General features: G+C 65.0%; 13 protein-coding genes. 8 read left to right on the top strand and 5 right to left on the bottom strand.

Annotation, left to right across the window (positions count from 1 at the left end):
* Positions 1 to 5 precede the first annotated feature (5 nt).
* Both U5A58_RS03695 and U5A58_RS03690 read left to right on the top strand, forming a co-directional pair.
* A complete protein-coding gene (locus U5A58_RS03695) occupies positions 6 to 1,223 on the top strand; it encodes a mandelate racemase/muconate lactonizing enzyme family protein (protein ID WP_321960334.1) in 1,218 nt (405 codons plus the stop codon).
* A gap of 17 nt (positions 1,224 to 1,240) precedes the next feature.
* Positions 1,241 to 2,917: a choline dehydrogenase gene (locus U5A58_RS03690; RefSeq protein ID WP_321960333.1), complete on the top strand. Its 1,677-nt coding sequence runs from the start codon at positions 1,241 to 1,243 to the stop codon at positions 2,915 to 2,917.
* Here U5A58_RS03690 and U5A58_RS03685 read toward each other — a convergent pair.
* The 5 genes from U5A58_RS03685 to U5A58_RS03665 form a co-directional block, all read right to left on the bottom strand.
* The gene (locus tag U5A58_RS03685) at positions 2,890 to 3,768 is read right to left on the bottom strand and encodes a LysR substrate-binding domain-containing protein (RefSeq protein ID WP_321960620.1); all 879 of its coding nucleotides are present in this window, start codon (positions 3,766 to 3,768) and stop codon (positions 2,890 to 2,892) included. The genes U5A58_RS03690 and U5A58_RS03685 overlap by 28 nt on opposite strands.
* A 90-nt stretch (positions 3,769 to 3,858) precedes the next feature.
* Positions 3,859 to 5,031 (bottom strand): MFS transporter, encoded by a 1,173-nt coding sequence (locus tag U5A58_RS03680; RefSeq protein WP_321960332.1) that lies wholly within the window; start codon positions 5,029 to 5,031, stop codon positions 3,859 to 3,861.
* Between the two features lie 7 nt (positions 5,032 to 5,038).
* Positions 5,039 to 5,863, bottom strand: a complete 825-nt coding sequence (locus U5A58_RS03675) for a betaine/proline/choline family ABC transporter ATP-binding protein (RefSeq protein WP_321960331.1) — start codon at positions 5,861 to 5,863, stop codon at positions 5,039 to 5,041.
* An 89-nt stretch (positions 5,864 to 5,952) separates the two neighbouring features.
* Positions 5,953 to 6,918: a proline/glycine betaine ABC transporter permease gene (locus tag U5A58_RS03670; protein WP_321960330.1), complete on the bottom strand. Its 966-nt coding sequence runs from the start codon at positions 6,916 to 6,918 to the stop codon at positions 5,953 to 5,955.
* A gap of 69 nt (positions 6,919 to 6,987) precedes the next feature.
* Positions 6,988 to 8,025, bottom strand: coding sequence for an ABC transporter substrate-binding protein (locus tag U5A58_RS03665; RefSeq protein ID WP_321960329.1), 1,038 nt, complete (start codon positions 8,023 to 8,025; stop codon positions 6,988 to 6,990).
* A gap of 268 nt (positions 8,026 to 8,293) precedes the next feature.
* Between U5A58_RS03665 and fae the strand changes: the two genes are divergently transcribed.
* The 6 genes from fae to U5A58_RS03635 all read left to right on the top strand — a co-directional run bounded on the left by fae (position 8,294) and on the right by U5A58_RS03635 (position 14,014).
* Positions 8,294 to 8,815, top strand: a complete 522-nt coding sequence (gene fae / locus U5A58_RS03660) for a formaldehyde-activating enzyme (protein WP_158761135.1) — start codon at positions 8,294 to 8,296, stop codon at positions 8,813 to 8,815.
* A 28-nt stretch (positions 8,816 to 8,843) separates the two neighbouring features.
* Positions 8,844 to 9,863: an aldo/keto reductase gene (locus tag U5A58_RS03655; protein ID WP_321960328.1), complete on the top strand. Its 1,020-nt coding sequence runs from the start codon at positions 8,844 to 8,846 to the stop codon at positions 9,861 to 9,863.
* Entirely contained in the window at positions 9,860 to 11,314 is a 1,455-nt protein-coding gene (locus tag U5A58_RS03650) for an NAD-dependent succinate-semialdehyde dehydrogenase (RefSeq protein WP_321945531.1), read from the top strand. Before U5A58_RS03655 ends, U5A58_RS03650 begins: the two co-directional genes overlap by 4 nt.
* Before the next feature lie 355 nt (positions 11,315 to 11,669).
* The gene (locus U5A58_RS03645; protein ID WP_321960327.1) at positions 11,670 to 12,545 is read left to right on the top strand and encodes an AraC family transcriptional regulator; all 876 of its coding nucleotides are present in this window, start codon (positions 11,670 to 11,672) and stop codon (positions 12,543 to 12,545) included.
* An 87-nt stretch (positions 12,546 to 12,632) separates the two neighbouring features.
* A complete protein-coding gene (locus U5A58_RS03640) occupies positions 12,633 to 13,532 on the top strand; it encodes a PhzF family phenazine biosynthesis protein (RefSeq protein ID WP_321960326.1) in 900 nt (299 codons plus the stop codon).
* Positions 13,529 to 14,014 (top strand): RidA family protein, encoded by a 486-nt coding sequence (locus tag U5A58_RS03635; protein ID WP_321960325.1) that lies wholly within the window; start codon positions 13,529 to 13,531, stop codon positions 14,012 to 14,014. The genes U5A58_RS03640 and U5A58_RS03635 overlap by 4 nt, the downstream gene beginning before the upstream one ends.
* Positions 14,015 to 14,087: the final 73 nt, after the last annotated feature.

Raw genomic sequence — 14,087 nt, 5'->3', positions numbered from 1 at the left:
GAACCATGAAAGTCGTTGCAATTGAAACGCACATCGTTGCGGTGCCCCCTCCGCATCTCGGCGGCATGTACTGGATCTTCGTCACGTTGAAAACGGATTGCGGCATCGAGGGCGTGGGCGAAATCTACTCCGCCACGTTCCACCCCGACGTGATGGTGCACGCGATCGAAGATGTCTTCTCGCGTTATCTGCTCGACCACGACCCGCATCGTGTCGAGCGCCTGTTCCGCGAGGCCTATTCGAGCGGTTTCACGCAACGCCCGGACCTCACGATGATGGGCATCGTGAGCGGCCTCGAAATGGCGTGCTGGGACATCATCGGCAAGGCGGCGGACCAGCCCGTGCACGCACTGCTCGGCGGCATGGTGAACGAGCGTCTTCGTTCGTACACCTACCTGTACCCGAAGAACGCGAAAGGCGAATACGATTACGACGACCCGGACCTCGCTGCGCAATGCGCGGCCGAGAACGTGAAGCGTGGCTTCACCGCGGTCAAGTTCGACCCGGCGGGTCCGTACACGGCCTACTCGGGGCACCAGCTCTCGCTCGAAGTGCTCGACCGCTGCGAAACGTTCTGCCGCAAGGTGCGTGAAGCGGTTGGCAGCAAGGCCGACCTGCTGTTCGGCACGCATGGCCAGATGGTGCCGTCTTCGGCAATCCGGCTGGCGAAGCGGCTCGAAAAGTACGACCCGCTGTGGTTCGAAGAGCCGGTGCCGCCGGGGCAGGAAGAGGCCATTGCCAACGTTGCGAAGCATACGTCGATTCCCATCGCCACGGGCGAGCGCCTCACCACGAAATACGAATTCCACAAGCTCTTGCAGGCGGGCGGTGCATCGATCCTGCAACTGAACGTGGCGCGCGTGGGCGGCCTGCTCGAAGCGAAGAAGATCGCCACGCTCGCTGAGGTGCATTACGCGCAGATCGCGCCGCATCTGTACAACGGGCCCATCGGCGCGGCGGCGAGCATTCAGCTGGCGGCCTGCACGCCGAACTTCCTGATTCAGGAAAGCATTGGCACGTGGGACGGTTTTCACGCGCAAGTGCTCAAGCAGCCCATTCAGTGGGAAGACGGCTACATCATTCCGTCGAAGGCGCCGGGCCTTGGCGTCGAACTCAACATGGACGTCGTGCGCGCGCACTCGCCCTATACGGGCAAGCGTCTGCATCTGCAGATGGCAAGCCAGCCCGCCGACGTGCGCGACACCTCGCCCGCACGCGGCTGATCTGCCGGAGCAAACAGATGAACTACGACTACATCATCGTCGGCGCCGGTTCGGCGGGCTGCATTCTCGCGGAGCGGCTCTCCGCTTCCGGCCGGCATTCGGTGCTGCTGCTCGAAGCGGGCGGACCTGACGATTCGTTCTGGTTCAAGATCCCGATCGGCTTCGCCAAGCTGTACTACAACAAGCAGTACAACTGGATGTATTACAGCGAGCCGGAGCCGGAGCTTGCCAACCGGCAGATCTATGCGCCGCGCGGCAAGGTGCAGGGCGGCTCGGGCGCGATCAACGCGATGATCTACGTGCGCGGCGCTGCGCGCGACTACGACGACTGGGCCGCTGCGGGCAATGCGGGCTGGTCGTACCAGGAAGTGTTGCCGTACTTCCGCAAGCTCGAGTCGCATCCGCTCGGCGACACGCCGTGGCACGGCGCGAACGGCCCGGTGCGCATCACGCCGATGAAGGACGGTGCGCATCCGGTCTGCCGCACGTTTGTCGAAGGCTGCACGCAACTGGGCTACGAGCGCAACGACGACTTCAACGGCGCACGGCTCGATGGCGTGGGTATCTACGATGTGAATACCCGCGACGGCAAGCGCGATTCGAGCAGCGTGGCCTACCTGCATCGCGCGGGGCACCGCTCGAACCTGAAGATCGAGCATCATGCGCGCGCCACGCGCGTGCTGTTCGACGAAAGCAATCAACGCGCCGTAGGCGTGGAGATTGTTCAGCAGGGCGTAAAGCGCACGTTCCACGCGAACCGCGAAGTGATCGTTGCCGCCGGCGCAGTCGATTCGCCGAAGCTGCTGCAGCTTTCGGGCGTGGGCCCGCGCGCGCTGCTCGCGAAGCATGGCATCGACGTGGTGCACGAGTTGCCTGCAGTGGGGCAGAACCTGCAGGATCACCTGTGCGTGAGCTTCTACTATCGCTCGCGCGTGAAGACGCTCAATGACTCGTTCAGCAGCTGGATGGGCAAGCTCAAGTTCGGCCTGCAGTATGTGTTCCAGCGCAAGGGACCGTTCTCGATGAGCGTGAACCAGTCGGGCGGCTTCTTCCGCACCAGCGAAGCTGAGGCGCACCCGAACATGCAGCTGTATTTCAATCCGCTGTCGTATCGGATTCCTAAGTCAAATCGCGCACAGCTCACGCCGGAGCCGTACTCGGGCTTTCTCGTCTGCTTCAATCCGTGCCGTCCCACGAGCCGCGGCTCGGTGGAGATCGCTTCGGCGAACGTGGAAGACGCGCCGAAGATTCGCGGCAACTACCTCTCGACGCAGAAGGACCGCGACGAGGCGATTGCGGGCAGCCGCCTCGTGCGCAAGCTGATGACGGCGCGCGCCTTGCAGGACATTACCGTTGCCGAGGTGACGCCCGCTGGCGAAGTGACCGACGACGCGAGCATGCTCAAGTTCTTCCGCGAGCAAAGCGGCTCGATCTATCACCTGTGCGGCACCTGCGCGATGGGGCCGGACCCGCGTACGGCGGTCGTGGACGCGCGCCTGCGTGTGCATGGCATCGAAGGCTTGCGCGTGGTCGATGCATCAATCTTTCCAAATATCACATCGGGCAACACCAACGCGCCCACGATGATGGTCGCGGAAAAGGGCGCGGATCTGATTCTGGAAGACGCCGGGCAGGCGATTGCCGCGAAGGCCGTCGCGCAGGGCCGTCAGCGCATGGCGGCGATTTCGTCCTGAAGCCACTGCCGGAAAAGCTTGAGCGGCTTCGAAGCCTTCTGTTCGGGCCGCACGACGAACCAGTATGACTGGCGGCCGTCCACGTGAATGTCGCGCACGGGCGCGAGCAGGCCCTGGGCCAGCTCGTGCTCGATCATGTGGCGGTCAGCCATCGTCACGCCGAGCCCTTCGATGGCCGCGCGAATTGCGTGATCGAGCAGGTCGAATTCGTAGCCGCCCGAGGTGTCCACGTCCTCGATGCGCGCGGCGTCGAGCCAGTGCCGCCACGTGAGATAGCGCTGGTTGTCGCCCGCGAGCACGTGCAGCAAGGTGTGCTGCGTGAGGTCGAGCGGCCCGTGCGCGAGCAGTGCGGGCGAGCACACGGCAATGTGTGACTCGTGCATCAGCAGCGAGCTGTCGAGGCCTTCCCATTCGCCATCGCCAAAGCGGATCGCGCAGTCTAGCGCCGTGGAATCGGCCAGGCTGTCCTGCAGATGCGTGGTGAGGCTCAGTTCCAGTTCGGGATGGCGCGCGCGCAGCCGCGTGAGGCGCGGCACGAGCCAGCGGCTCGCGAAGGTGGGCGGCGCGTTCACGCGCAGGCGGTTCAGGTCGCTCTTCTGCTGGATCGTGCGCACCGTCAATTCGATGCGGTCGAACGACTGCTGGAGCGTGCGCAACAGTGCGCGCCCGGCGTCGGTCAGTTCGAGCCGGTGGTGATGGCGCTCGAGCAGCGCCTCGCCAAGCTGTTCCTCCAACTGGCGCACCTGGCGGCTCACCGCGCTCTGCGTCACGTTCAGCTGCTCGGCGGCGCGGGTGAAGCTGCCGCTCGTGCCTGCCGCCTCGAACGCCTTCAGGGCGTTCAGCGCCGGCATCTTTCGCTTCAAGGTCGTCTCCTCGCTCCAGGCGCCATCTCGAAATGACGCCTCATGCAAACGACGCAGTATACCGGCCCGCGCCGCCAATCAGGCGCCCCGCGCACGTGAGAGTGCGGCCAGCGCAAGCGTGATGACGAGCGCGAACACATAGAGTCCGCCCGCCCCCAAAAGACGCATGAACAACGAAGCGACGGTAGGACCGGCCGCGCCGCCGAGCGAGAAGACGAGCAGCAGTGTCGCGCTCGTCTGCACGCGCCGCGACTGATCGACCCGGTCGTTCACGTCGGAGACGATTACGCCGTACAGCGTGAAGGTGAGCGCGACATAGAGAAAGAGCAGCGTATCGACGAAAGCGGGCGCGCGCAGGACGGCGAGCGCCGCGGCCGCGCACGCGGAGACGAGCGAGATCAGGCCGAGCGTGGCGCGTCGCCCGAGGCGGTCGGAGAGCCGCCCCACGGGCCACTGCGAAAGCAGTGCGCCGATCAGCACGACACCCATGGCGCGCGAAATACTGCCAGGCGGATAGCCGATGCGCGCGAGGTACACCGGCGTGAGCGCATAGAACGCGCTGGAAAGCAGCCCCGCGCCAATGCAGGCCGGCACGCTGCGCGGTGCGACGCGGTGCAACTCGCGCAGGCCGTCGAGCAGCAGCGTGGGGCGCTTGGGCGTGGCGAGCGCGGAGTCCGGCGGCCTGGCTGCGGCCGCGGGCAGGGTGCCTTCGGCCGATTGCCACTCGCCGATCAACGCCACCGGAATGAGCGCGGCCACGAACAAGCCATTCACCAGCGCGTGCTCGAAAATGCCGCCGGGCGCGCCGAGCCCGAGCAGGAACTGCCCGGCGCTCACACCGAGATACGTGAGCACGAGATACAGCGCGAACGCGCGCCCGCGCCGCTCGTTCGGCACGGCGCCGTTCACGCCGCTTTCGATCGACGTGAACACGCCGACCATGCTGAAGCCGGTAATGAGCCGCAGCACGGCCCAAACGTCAGGGGAATCGAAGGAGAGATAGCCGAGCGCCGCTAGCGCGGCGAGCGCGCCGAAGCCGATGAAGGCGCGCTGCGGTCCGATGCGCCCGACGATGGGCCCAAGCCCCAGCGCGCCGACGATGAAGCCGACGTAGTAGCACGATTGCACGAGGCCGACGGCGAGCGCGGTTTGCTCGCCGTGCAGCATGCGCAGCGAGATCAGCGTCGTGAGAAGGCTGTTCCCGCAAACGAGGATCGTATAGCCGCCCAGCAGGCCGATGAGCGCCCGCATCTACGGCTTAGTGCGTGGTCCCGGCGCGGCGCTCGACGAAGCGCCGCACGTAGTCGTCGGCGGGGCGATGCAGGATGTCGTCGGGGGTGCCGCACTGGATGAGGCGCCCGTCGCGCAGAATGGCGATCTGGTTGCCAATGCGCAGCGCTTCGTCGAGATCGTGCGTGATGAACACGATCGTTTTCTTGAGCGTGGCCTGGAGTTCGAGCAGCTGGTCCTGCATTTCGGTGCGGATGAGCGGATCGAGCGCCGAGAACGCTTCGTCCATGAGCAGCACGTCGGTGTTCGCGGCGAGTGCGCGGGCGAGGCCCACGCGCTGGCGCATGCCGCCCGAAAGCTCGTCGGGATAGTGGTCCGCATACCCCGCGAGGCCCACCTTGCCGAGCCATTCGCGCGCGCTCGCCTGCGCCGCCGCCTTCTTTTCGCCGCGCGTGGCGAGCGCATAAGCGGCATTGTTGAGCACCGTTTGATGAGGCAGGAGTCCGAAGCTCTGGAACACCATGCTCACGCCGTAACGTCGCAAATCGCGCAGGCCGTTGTCGGAGAGTTTGAGCACGTCCTTGCCGTCGATCAGGATCTCGCCCACGGTCGGCTCGATGAGCCGGTTGAAGTGGCGCACCAGCGTGGACTTGCCCGAGCCCGAAAGACCCATGATCACGAAGATCTGGCCCGAACCGATCGACAGGCTCACGTCGTTCAGGCCCACGTTGCAGCGCGTCTTTTCGAGGACCTCGGCCTTGCCCACGCCGCCGCGCAGCAGGTCGAGCGCACGCTGGCTCGCGTCGCGCGTGCCGAAGATCTTGTAGACGTTCTTGACTTCGATGCCGCTCATGATCGTTACCTCATTCCATGCTCATTGCGTATGCGGGATGCGCCGGCCGGATCGCTTCCATTGTGCCGGCGCTGGTGCCTTCGCGTTCGTTATTTGGCCGGCTGGCTTGCCAGGTCGCTGGCCTTGGCTGCTTGCGCGCTGTCGCTTTCCTGCTCGCGAACGCGGCGAAACGGAATGCGTGAGGGCTGCTTCGACTTGCGCGCGAGGCCGCGGGTGCGCCGGCCTTGGCCATAGCCCTGGCTGATGCGGTCGATCACGATCGCGAGAATCACGATAGCGACGCCCGCCTGCGTGCCCTTGCCCACATCGAGCGTTTGAATGCCCGCGAGCACGTCTTCGCCCAGACCGCGCGAGCCGATCATCGAGGCGATCACGACCATGGAAAGCGCCATCATCGTGGTCTGGTTGATACCGGCCATGATGCTGGGCCGCGCGAGCGGCAACTGCACGCCAAACAGCAATTGCATGCGCGTGGTGCCGAACGCGCGCGCGGCCTCGACGATTTCCGCATCCACGTGGCGAATGCCGAGATCGGTCAAGCGAATGAGCGGCGGCAGCGCGTAGACGACCGTGGCGAGAATGGCGGGCACCTTGCCGAGGCCGAACAGCATGAGCACCGGGATGAGGTACACGAAGCTCGGCAGCGTTTGCATGATGTCGAGCACGGGCAGCAGCACGCGGCGCAACCCGCTGCTCGAAGCGGCGAGAATGCCGAGCGGCACGCCGAGGATGACCGAGATGAGCGTGGCGACCACCATCAGCGCGAAAGTCTGCATGAGCTTGTCCCACAGCCCGAAGCAGCCGATCAGCCAGAGCAGGACGACGAACAGCAGCGCCACGCCGATGCGCCGCGACGCATGCCAGCCGAGCAGGCCCACGGCCGCGAGCACGACAATGGGCGGCGTGGCGCGCAACAGGCCTTCGAGCGGCACGAGCAGGTCGCGCAGCATGAGCACGCTGAAGTTGTGGAACGCGTCGCCGTAGCGTTGCACGAACGCGGCGACCTGGTCGTTGACCCAGTCGGCGATCGAGAGGTGAAGAAAGGGAGATCCCATAGTGAGCCTCATTCTGCGTGTGTCATGTGATGCGTACCGTCTTGCGGCCGGTTTCGTGGCTTATGTGGCTTACGTGCGCAGGCCAGCCTGCACGCGCGCCGCGACTTCCGGCGTGACCCATTGCTTCCAGATTTCCGGATGCTGCTCGAAGAACGTGCGCGCGACCGTGGAAGCGTCGAGCTTCTTGTCGTGCATTTGCTGGACCAGTTGCTCGTCGAGCGCGAGCGGCAAGCTGACCTTGCCGAAGAACGCCACCGCGTCGGGCTGCGCATCGTAGAAGGGCGTGGAGACCGCGACCTTCAGATGCGACACCTTGAACGCGGAAGCGCACGGCGTGCCCTTCGGGTCGGCGATGGTGTTCCAGCAGGTGTCGGAATACGGCGCACTCTCCAGTTGCACGAAGCGGTACTTCGCCATCAGGCCGGCGGGCTGCCAGTAGTAGAAGAGAATGGGCTTGCCGCGCTCGTAGGCGGAGGCGATGGCCGCGTCGAGTGCGCCGCCGGTGCCGGGGCGGAAGTTCGTGTAGTCGTCGCCGAGCTTGTAGGCGGTGAGCAGGCGATTGTTGAAGCGCTCGCAGTCCCAGCCCGCCGGGCAGTTATAGAAGCGGCCCTTGCCGGGTTCTTCGTCGTCGGTGAAGAGGGATTTGTACTGCGGCAGTTGCGCGACGGAGCGCAGTTGCGGCGCCATGGGCTTGATGCCGCGCTTCGGGTCGCCATTGATCACGTAGTCGGGGACGTACCAGCCTTCCTTGTCGCCGCCGGGAATCAGTTCGCCCACGAGCTTCACGCTGCCGTCCTGCAAACCGCGCGCGACGATGGGGCTGCGGCCCGTCCAGTGCTCGGCCCACACCTGCAGGTCGTTTTTCGTGAGAGCCGTTTCGGTGGCGGCCGTGGCGCCGGGCACGACTTCGGTCTTGCAGCCGTAACCCTTCTCCAGCACCGTGCGCACCATTTCGGTCATCAGTGCGCCGCTTTCCCAGGTGATTTGCGCGAGCTTCACGGTTTTGCCTGCCTCGCACCAGCCGGGGGCGGCAAAGCTGCTCGTGGCCGCGCTGGTCAGCGCGAGGGCGGCGGCAATACGTACGCCTGCCAGCGTGATACGTCTCATGTCGTCTCCAGTTTTATAGGCACGATGGGCCGTGCTTTTCGAATCGATCCGACCAGAGTCTAGCCGTGGCATTTCGGGTTGCGAAAGCCACGAATAGTCATCGATGCATTACCTGATCTCATGCCACTTTCAGCGCGCGAATGACTCAGGTACGAGCGATGACTGCGCGTCATGCCCCCATGAGATTTCATAGCTTTTGAGCGCTTGCGGCGTGTGCTGGAATGCGTCTGGCCAATTCGAACTCACGACACAGGAGACGGAGTCAAACATGAAAGACCTGCAAGTCTATATCGGCGAAGGTTTCGCTGGACCAGGCGTAAACGCTGCTCACATCAACATCATGATCGGCCCGCGCAACGGCCCCGTGGGGCAGGCGTTTACGAACAGCTTGTCGTCGCCTTCGCAAGGCCACGTGCCGTTCATGGTGGTCGCGCAACCCAACGTGCCGGTCAAGCCCGCCACGCTCTACGTGAACAAGGCCGACATTCGCGGCGACCTGCACGGCAACGCCACGTGGGGCGCGTCGCAGGCGGCGATTGCGAAGGCCGTCACGGAAGCGATGCTCGACGGCACGCTGCCGCCGCAAGCGGAAAACGAATGGTGCATCGTCACGGCGAACTGGGTGAACTGGTCATGCGACGACCTCGACGCCGTGTACGAGAACAATTACGTGGCCTGCAAAACGGCCATCCGCGCCGCGATGAACGGCCTGCCCAAGCTCGACGACATTGCGAAGATCAAGGATCAGATCAGCAATCCGTTCTACACGCCGAAGGCCAAGGCGGCTTGAGCCGCGCAAATCGTTACAGGTGACTACGATGCAATACGTGCAACTTGGCCGCTCCGGCCTGAAGGTGTCGCGCCTGTGCCTCGGCACGATGAACATGGGCACGCCCGAGTGGAAGCCGTGGATTTACAACGAAGAGCAGAGCGAACCGATCGTGCGCCGTGCGCTCGAAGCGGGCGTGAACTTCATCGACCTCGCGGACTTTTATTCGACGGGCGTGGGCGAGGAAGTGGTGGGGCGCATCGTAAAGCGTCTCGCGAAGCGCGACGAACTCGTGCTCACGACCAAGGTCGGCTATCCGATCGGCAATGGCGCGAACAACCAGGGACATTCGCGCAAGCACATCATGGAAGGCATAGACGGCTCTCTGCGCCGGCTGCAAACCGACTACGTCGACATCTATATGCTGCATTACTTCGACGTGAACACGCCTGTCGAAGAAACCATGGATGCGCTCAACGACATCGTGCGTGCGGGCAAGGCGCGTTATATCGGCGTTTCGACGATGTTCACGTGGCAGTTCGCCAAGATTCTGCAGGCATGCGAGCGCTATAACTTCGCACGACCAATCAATATGCAGTTGCAGCTGAATTGCGCGTATCGCGAAGAAGAGCGCGAGATGATTCCGTTCTGCCAGGACCAGGGCGTGGGCGTTTCGGTGTTCAGCCCGCTCGCACGCGGCCTGCTTTCCGGCGACGCGAAGTCGGTGCGCAACCAGACCGACTTCTTCACCGTGCAGATGTACGACGATGAAGCCTCGCGCAATATCGCGCGTTCGGTGGCGGAAGTCGCTTCGGCGCGCGGCGTGTCGAGCGCGCAGATCGCGCAGGCGTGGGTGCTGGGGCGCGCGGGCATTTCGTCGATGCTCGTGGGCGCGGACACCGTCGCGCAGTTCGAAAGCGCGCTCGCCGCGCTCGACACGCAACTGAGCGCCGACGAGCTTTACGAACTCGAGCGCAACTACACGCCGTGCGACGTGATCAATGACTACGTGAGCGCGCGCATTCCGCGCGTGCCGCGCGCGGCGCGACGCCTGGAGATCGCAGCATGATCCAAGGCCTCAAGGAAACGCGCCTGTGGCGCACGTCGAGCTTCATCGACGGCGAGTGGGTCGCAAGCGAAGCGACCTATCCGGTCGTCGACCCGGCAACGGGCGCACCGCTCGCGCAAGTGGCCCGCGCCGGTGCGCGCGAAGCGCTGCAGGCCGTGGCGGCGGCTTCGCACGCGTTCCCCGCATGGCGCGACGCCACGGCGGCGGAGCGCAGCGCGAAGGTGCGCCGCTGGGGCGAGCTGATGCAGGTGCATCGCGAAGACCTCGCGCGCATCATGACGGCCGAACAGGGCAAGCCCTATGCGGAAGCGCTGGGTGAAGTGGCCTACGCGGCGAGCTTTCTCACGTGGTTCGCGGAGGAAGCGCGCCGCGCCTACGGCGACGTGATTCCCGCGCCGAAGAAGGGCGCGCGCATCGTCGTGACGAAGGAAGCCGTGGGTGTGGTCGGTGCGATCACGCCGTGGAATTTCCCGCTCGCGATGGTCACGCGCAAGGCCGGCCCCGCGCTCGCGGCGGGTTGCACGATGGTGCTCAAGCCTTCGGAAGAGACGCCGCTTTCGGCGTTCGCGCTCGCCGAACTGGCGCTCGAGGCGGGCATTCCACGCGGCGTGTTCAACGTCGTGTCAGGCGATGCACCGGCCATTGGCGACACGCTCATGGCCTCGAAGGCCGTGCGCAAGATCTCGTTCACGGGCTCGACGCGCGTGGGCAAGCTGCTCATGCGCGCCGCCGCCGATACGGTGAAGAAAGTCTCGCTCGAACTGGGCGGCAATGCGCCTTTCATCGTATTCGACGACGCCGATCTCGACGCCGCCGTGGAAGGCGCGATGGCCTCGAAATTCCGCAACACGGGGCAGACCTGCGTATGCGTGAACCGCTTCTACGTGCAGGCGGGCGTACACGACGCGTTTGTCGAGAAACTCGTGAAGGCGGTGCGCGCGCTGCGTGTGGCGGGCGGCATGGAGCCCGGCGCCACGCAAGGGCCGCTCATCAACGGCGCCGCGCTGCGCAAGGTCGAGGCGCACGTGAGCGACGCGCTCGAGAAGGGTGGCGCCATTGTGTGCGGCGGTCGCGCGCATGCGCTGGGCGGCACGTTTTACGAGCCCACGGTCATCACGGGCGCGCACGGTGGCATGATGCTCGCGCATGAGGAGACGTTCGGGCCCGTGGCGGCGGTGTTCCGCTTCGAGACCGAAGAGGAAGCGATCCAGGCGGCGAACGATACGGAGTTTGGGCTTTCCGCGTACTTCTATGCGCGCGATATTGGGCGCGTGTGGCGCGTGGCGGGCGCGCTGGAAAGCGGCATGGTGGGCATCAACGAAGGCATTCTCTCGACGGAAGTCGCGCCGTTTGGCGGCGTGAAGGAGTCGGGGCTCGGGCGCGAAGGCTCGAAGTACGGGCTCGATGAGTACCTTGAAACGAAGTACCTGATGATGGGCGGGCTTGGCTGATTTTCTGCGCCGTTGCCACGTCTGGCAGGTTTGGGTGGAGGCCGCCGCGCGATTGCGCGGCGGTTTTCTTTTGCGGGCTTGTGGGGAAGGGTTTTGTCCGATTCTTCGCTATCGGTCACTCCAATATCGGGGCAGAGACAAGCCGCTTCCCAGAGCCGGCCAGCGCGTCATGGAGCGCGATTGCAGCCTCCCTTTTGGATCGCAACCGCGAACGGGTCGCCGGGCGGTATTTTGTGCTGCTATCCTGTCCGGTATTCCAACGATGCCGTGCCCTCGCGACGCCAGGCTGAGCAAGACGCTTCAATCGCGAGCCGGTCACGGTCTGACCTTCTTCTGAATCGCATGGAGTATCGCGATGCTGCGACCGTTCACTCAGCTTTGTCAGCCTGCAAACAAGGCGCTGCTCGTGGCTGCCGACGAAGGGCACGCGACGCTCACCGGCAGCGGCACCTACGCCATGCCATGGCACTGGCACGACTGCCTGATGTTCATCCTGCCTGGCCACGGCGCCGTCGAACTTTGTCACGAAGACCGGCGCGCGGGCACCTGGCTCTCGCAGGATCGCTTTGCGGTGGTCCCTTCGGAGCGGGCGCATCAAACGCGTGCCGGATGCGCATCGCACACGCACGTCGCTGTCTATGTAACGGGCGAGGCGCTGCATAAGCTCGATACCGGCGTCGGCTCGCTCAGCGAATTCCGCCGACGTACCCGCACACCGATTCTCGTACACAGGACACCCGCAATTCGCGCGCTGCAGGAGCTTTCGCAGCGCAACGACATGGCGGACTACGGCAGCGCGGCAACCCGCCAGGCGTTGTCGTCGGCGCTGTTGATGCAGTGCATCGGCGAGGTCATCGCCGGCAAGACGGAAATGGGGACATCACCGCGCGAGCATGGCATGGCGGTGGTCGCCGACATCGAAGCCTTCGTGGCCGACCACGCCGACCAGGAAATTCCGCTCGACCTGCTGGAAGCGCGTTTCGGCGTTTCCCGGCGTCACATCACGCGTCTGTTCCGCGAACGCACGGGACTCTCGATCGGCGAATTCCAGCAGCGCAAGCGCTACGACCATGCCTGCCGCCTGCTTGCCGAAACCGATCTACCGATCGGCGAGGTGGCGTTTCGCGTCGGCTTCGAAAGCGGCGCGGCGCTCGCGCGCGCGATGCGGCGCGTTGGCGGCCATTCGCCTTCCGGTCTGCGCGCGAAGATGGCCCGTTCGGTCAAAACGTAGGGCCCGTTCGAACGCGCGCCGCGGCGCGATCCTCCGTATTCTGACCGGACAGCAACACATCCCCCGGTCAGCGGGGCTCACGCCGTCATGTCTTTGCGCCATCAAGTCGAACTCGTCAGCGTGTTTGCAGCCGGTCCCGGCGGCGGCAACCCGGCTCCCATCGTCATCAACGCCGCCGGCATGTCCGACACGGAAATGCAGGCCGTCGCGCGGCGCTACGGTCTCGAAAGCGGTTTCGTCCTGCCCGCGGCGCCCGGCTCCGACTGCGATTACGAATTCCGCTTCTGGGTCCCGAACCACGAGATGTCGATGTGCGGCCACGCCACCGTCGGCGCAGTGTGGCTACTCCATCAAAACGGGCACCTTCACCGTGACCGGCTGACCCTTCAGACGCGCAGCGGCCAGGTCGCGGTCCGCATCACCGGACACACGGATCAGGGTGCTGCCGTCGAAATATCGCAACCTGTGGGCCGCGTTGAACCGCTGCCGCAGCCGCAACTCAGCGAGGACGCAATCCTCGATGCGCTCGGCATCAGCCGCGCACAGATCGCGCCCTTGCCGATCCAGAACGCGTGTACCAGCCGGGTCAAGACGCTGATTCCGCTCAGCAGCCCCGCCATTCTCGACGCCCTTCAGCCGCGCTTCGACAAAATCGAAGCCGTGTGCGAGCGCATCGGCTCAACCGGCCTCTACCCCTACGCGACCGCCGATGCCGCCCGGCAGATCTTCGACGCCCGCCAGTTTCCGCGTGCTTCAGGCTACCCGGAAGATGCGGCGACTGGAATCGCGGCTTCCGCGCTGTCCTTCGGCCTGCTCGCCAACGGCATGGTGGAGCCGTCTACGCGAACCATCACGATCCGCCAGGGACGTGCAATGAAGCGCCCCTCGCAAATCTCCGTGCGATTCAGCGTCGAGTCCGGCCGCGTGGACGGCTGCTGGCTCGGCGGGCCGGTCTGCTTTGAAACGCATACCGGGGCGCCATCATGACGATTTCCATTGCGGACCGGCTCGCGCAACTCGGTATGACCTTGCCTTCAACGCCGTCGCCGCGAGGCGCCTACGCGAGCGTAGTGATCCATCGCGACATCGCTTATGTCAGTGGCCAGGTCAGCCGCGCCGGCGAACAGGTGATCGCCGGGCCCGTCGATCACGCCACGCCACCTGACGTCATCCGGCATGCGGCACGCACTTGTGTGCTGCGCGCGTTGAGCGCGCTCGCTGCAGCACTGCCGGCCACGACGAGGGTTGAACGCATGCTCTTCTTGCGAGGCTTCGTCAACGCCGTGCCCGACTTCGTGAACCACAGCCAGGTGATGGATGAGGCTTCGCGCTTGCTGCACGAAATCTTCGGCGACAGGGGCGTGCACGCGCGCTCGGCGATTGGCGTCGCCGGTCTGCCTGGCGGCGGCCTGCTCGAAATCGAACTCACCGTCTCACTCACGCATGGGCCCGATCCCCACGCAGCGTAGCGCAATGCCACAACAAGACGCTGGATAGCCGCGAAAGCGGTATCTCCGGCACGATCACTCAACGTGGAGGAAA

The sequence above is a fragment of the Paraburkholderia sp. J7 genome (genome assembly GCF_905220155.1).
In the GTDB taxonomy this organism is placed as follows: Bacteria; Pseudomonadota; Gammaproteobacteria; order Burkholderiales; family Burkholderiaceae; genus Paraburkholderia.
This window is presented reverse-complemented; position numbering and strand designations above follow the sequence as displayed.

Coding starts and splice junctions, on each gene's coding strand:
- U5A58_RS03695 (WP_321960334.1), top strand. CDS start 6: ATGAAAGTCGTTGCAATTGAAACGCACATCGTTGCGGTGCCCCCTCCG.
- U5A58_RS03690 (WP_321960333.1), top strand. CDS start 1,241: ATGAACTACGACTACATCATCGTCGGCGCCGGTTCGGCGGGCTGCATT.
- U5A58_RS03685 (WP_321960620.1), bottom strand. CDS start 3,768: ATGCCGGCGCTGAACGCCCTGAAGGCGTTCGAGGCGGCAGGCACGAGC.
- U5A58_RS03680 (WP_321960332.1), bottom strand. CDS start 5,031: ATGCGGGCGCTCATCGGCCTGCTGGGCGGCTATACGATCCTCGTTTGC.
- U5A58_RS03675 (WP_321960331.1), bottom strand. CDS start 5,863: ATGAGCGGCATCGAAGTCAAGAACGTCTACAAGATCTTCGGCACGCGC.
- U5A58_RS03670 (WP_321960330.1), bottom strand. CDS start 6,918: ATGGGATCTCCCTTTCTTCACCTCTCGATCGCCGACTGGGTCAACGAC.
- U5A58_RS03665 (WP_321960329.1), bottom strand. CDS start 8,025: ATGAGACGTATCACGCTGGCAGGCGTACGTATTGCCGCCGCCCTCGCG.
- fae (WP_158761135.1), top strand. CDS start 8,294: ATGAAAGACCTGCAAGTCTATATCGGCGAAGGTTTCGCTGGACCAGGC.
- U5A58_RS03655 (WP_321960328.1), top strand. CDS start 8,844: ATGCAATACGTGCAACTTGGCCGCTCCGGCCTGAAGGTGTCGCGCCTG.
- U5A58_RS03650 (WP_321945531.1), top strand. CDS start 9,860: ATGATCCAAGGCCTCAAGGAAACGCGCCTGTGGCGCACGTCGAGCTTC.
- U5A58_RS03645 (WP_321960327.1), top strand. CDS start 11,670: ATGCTGCGACCGTTCACTCAGCTTTGTCAGCCTGCAAACAAGGCGCTG.
- U5A58_RS03640 (WP_321960326.1), top strand. CDS start 12,633: ATGTCTTTGCGCCATCAAGTCGAACTCGTCAGCGTGTTTGCAGCCGGT.
- U5A58_RS03635 (WP_321960325.1), top strand. CDS start 13,529: ATGACGATTTCCATTGCGGACCGGCTCGCGCAACTCGGTATGACCTTG.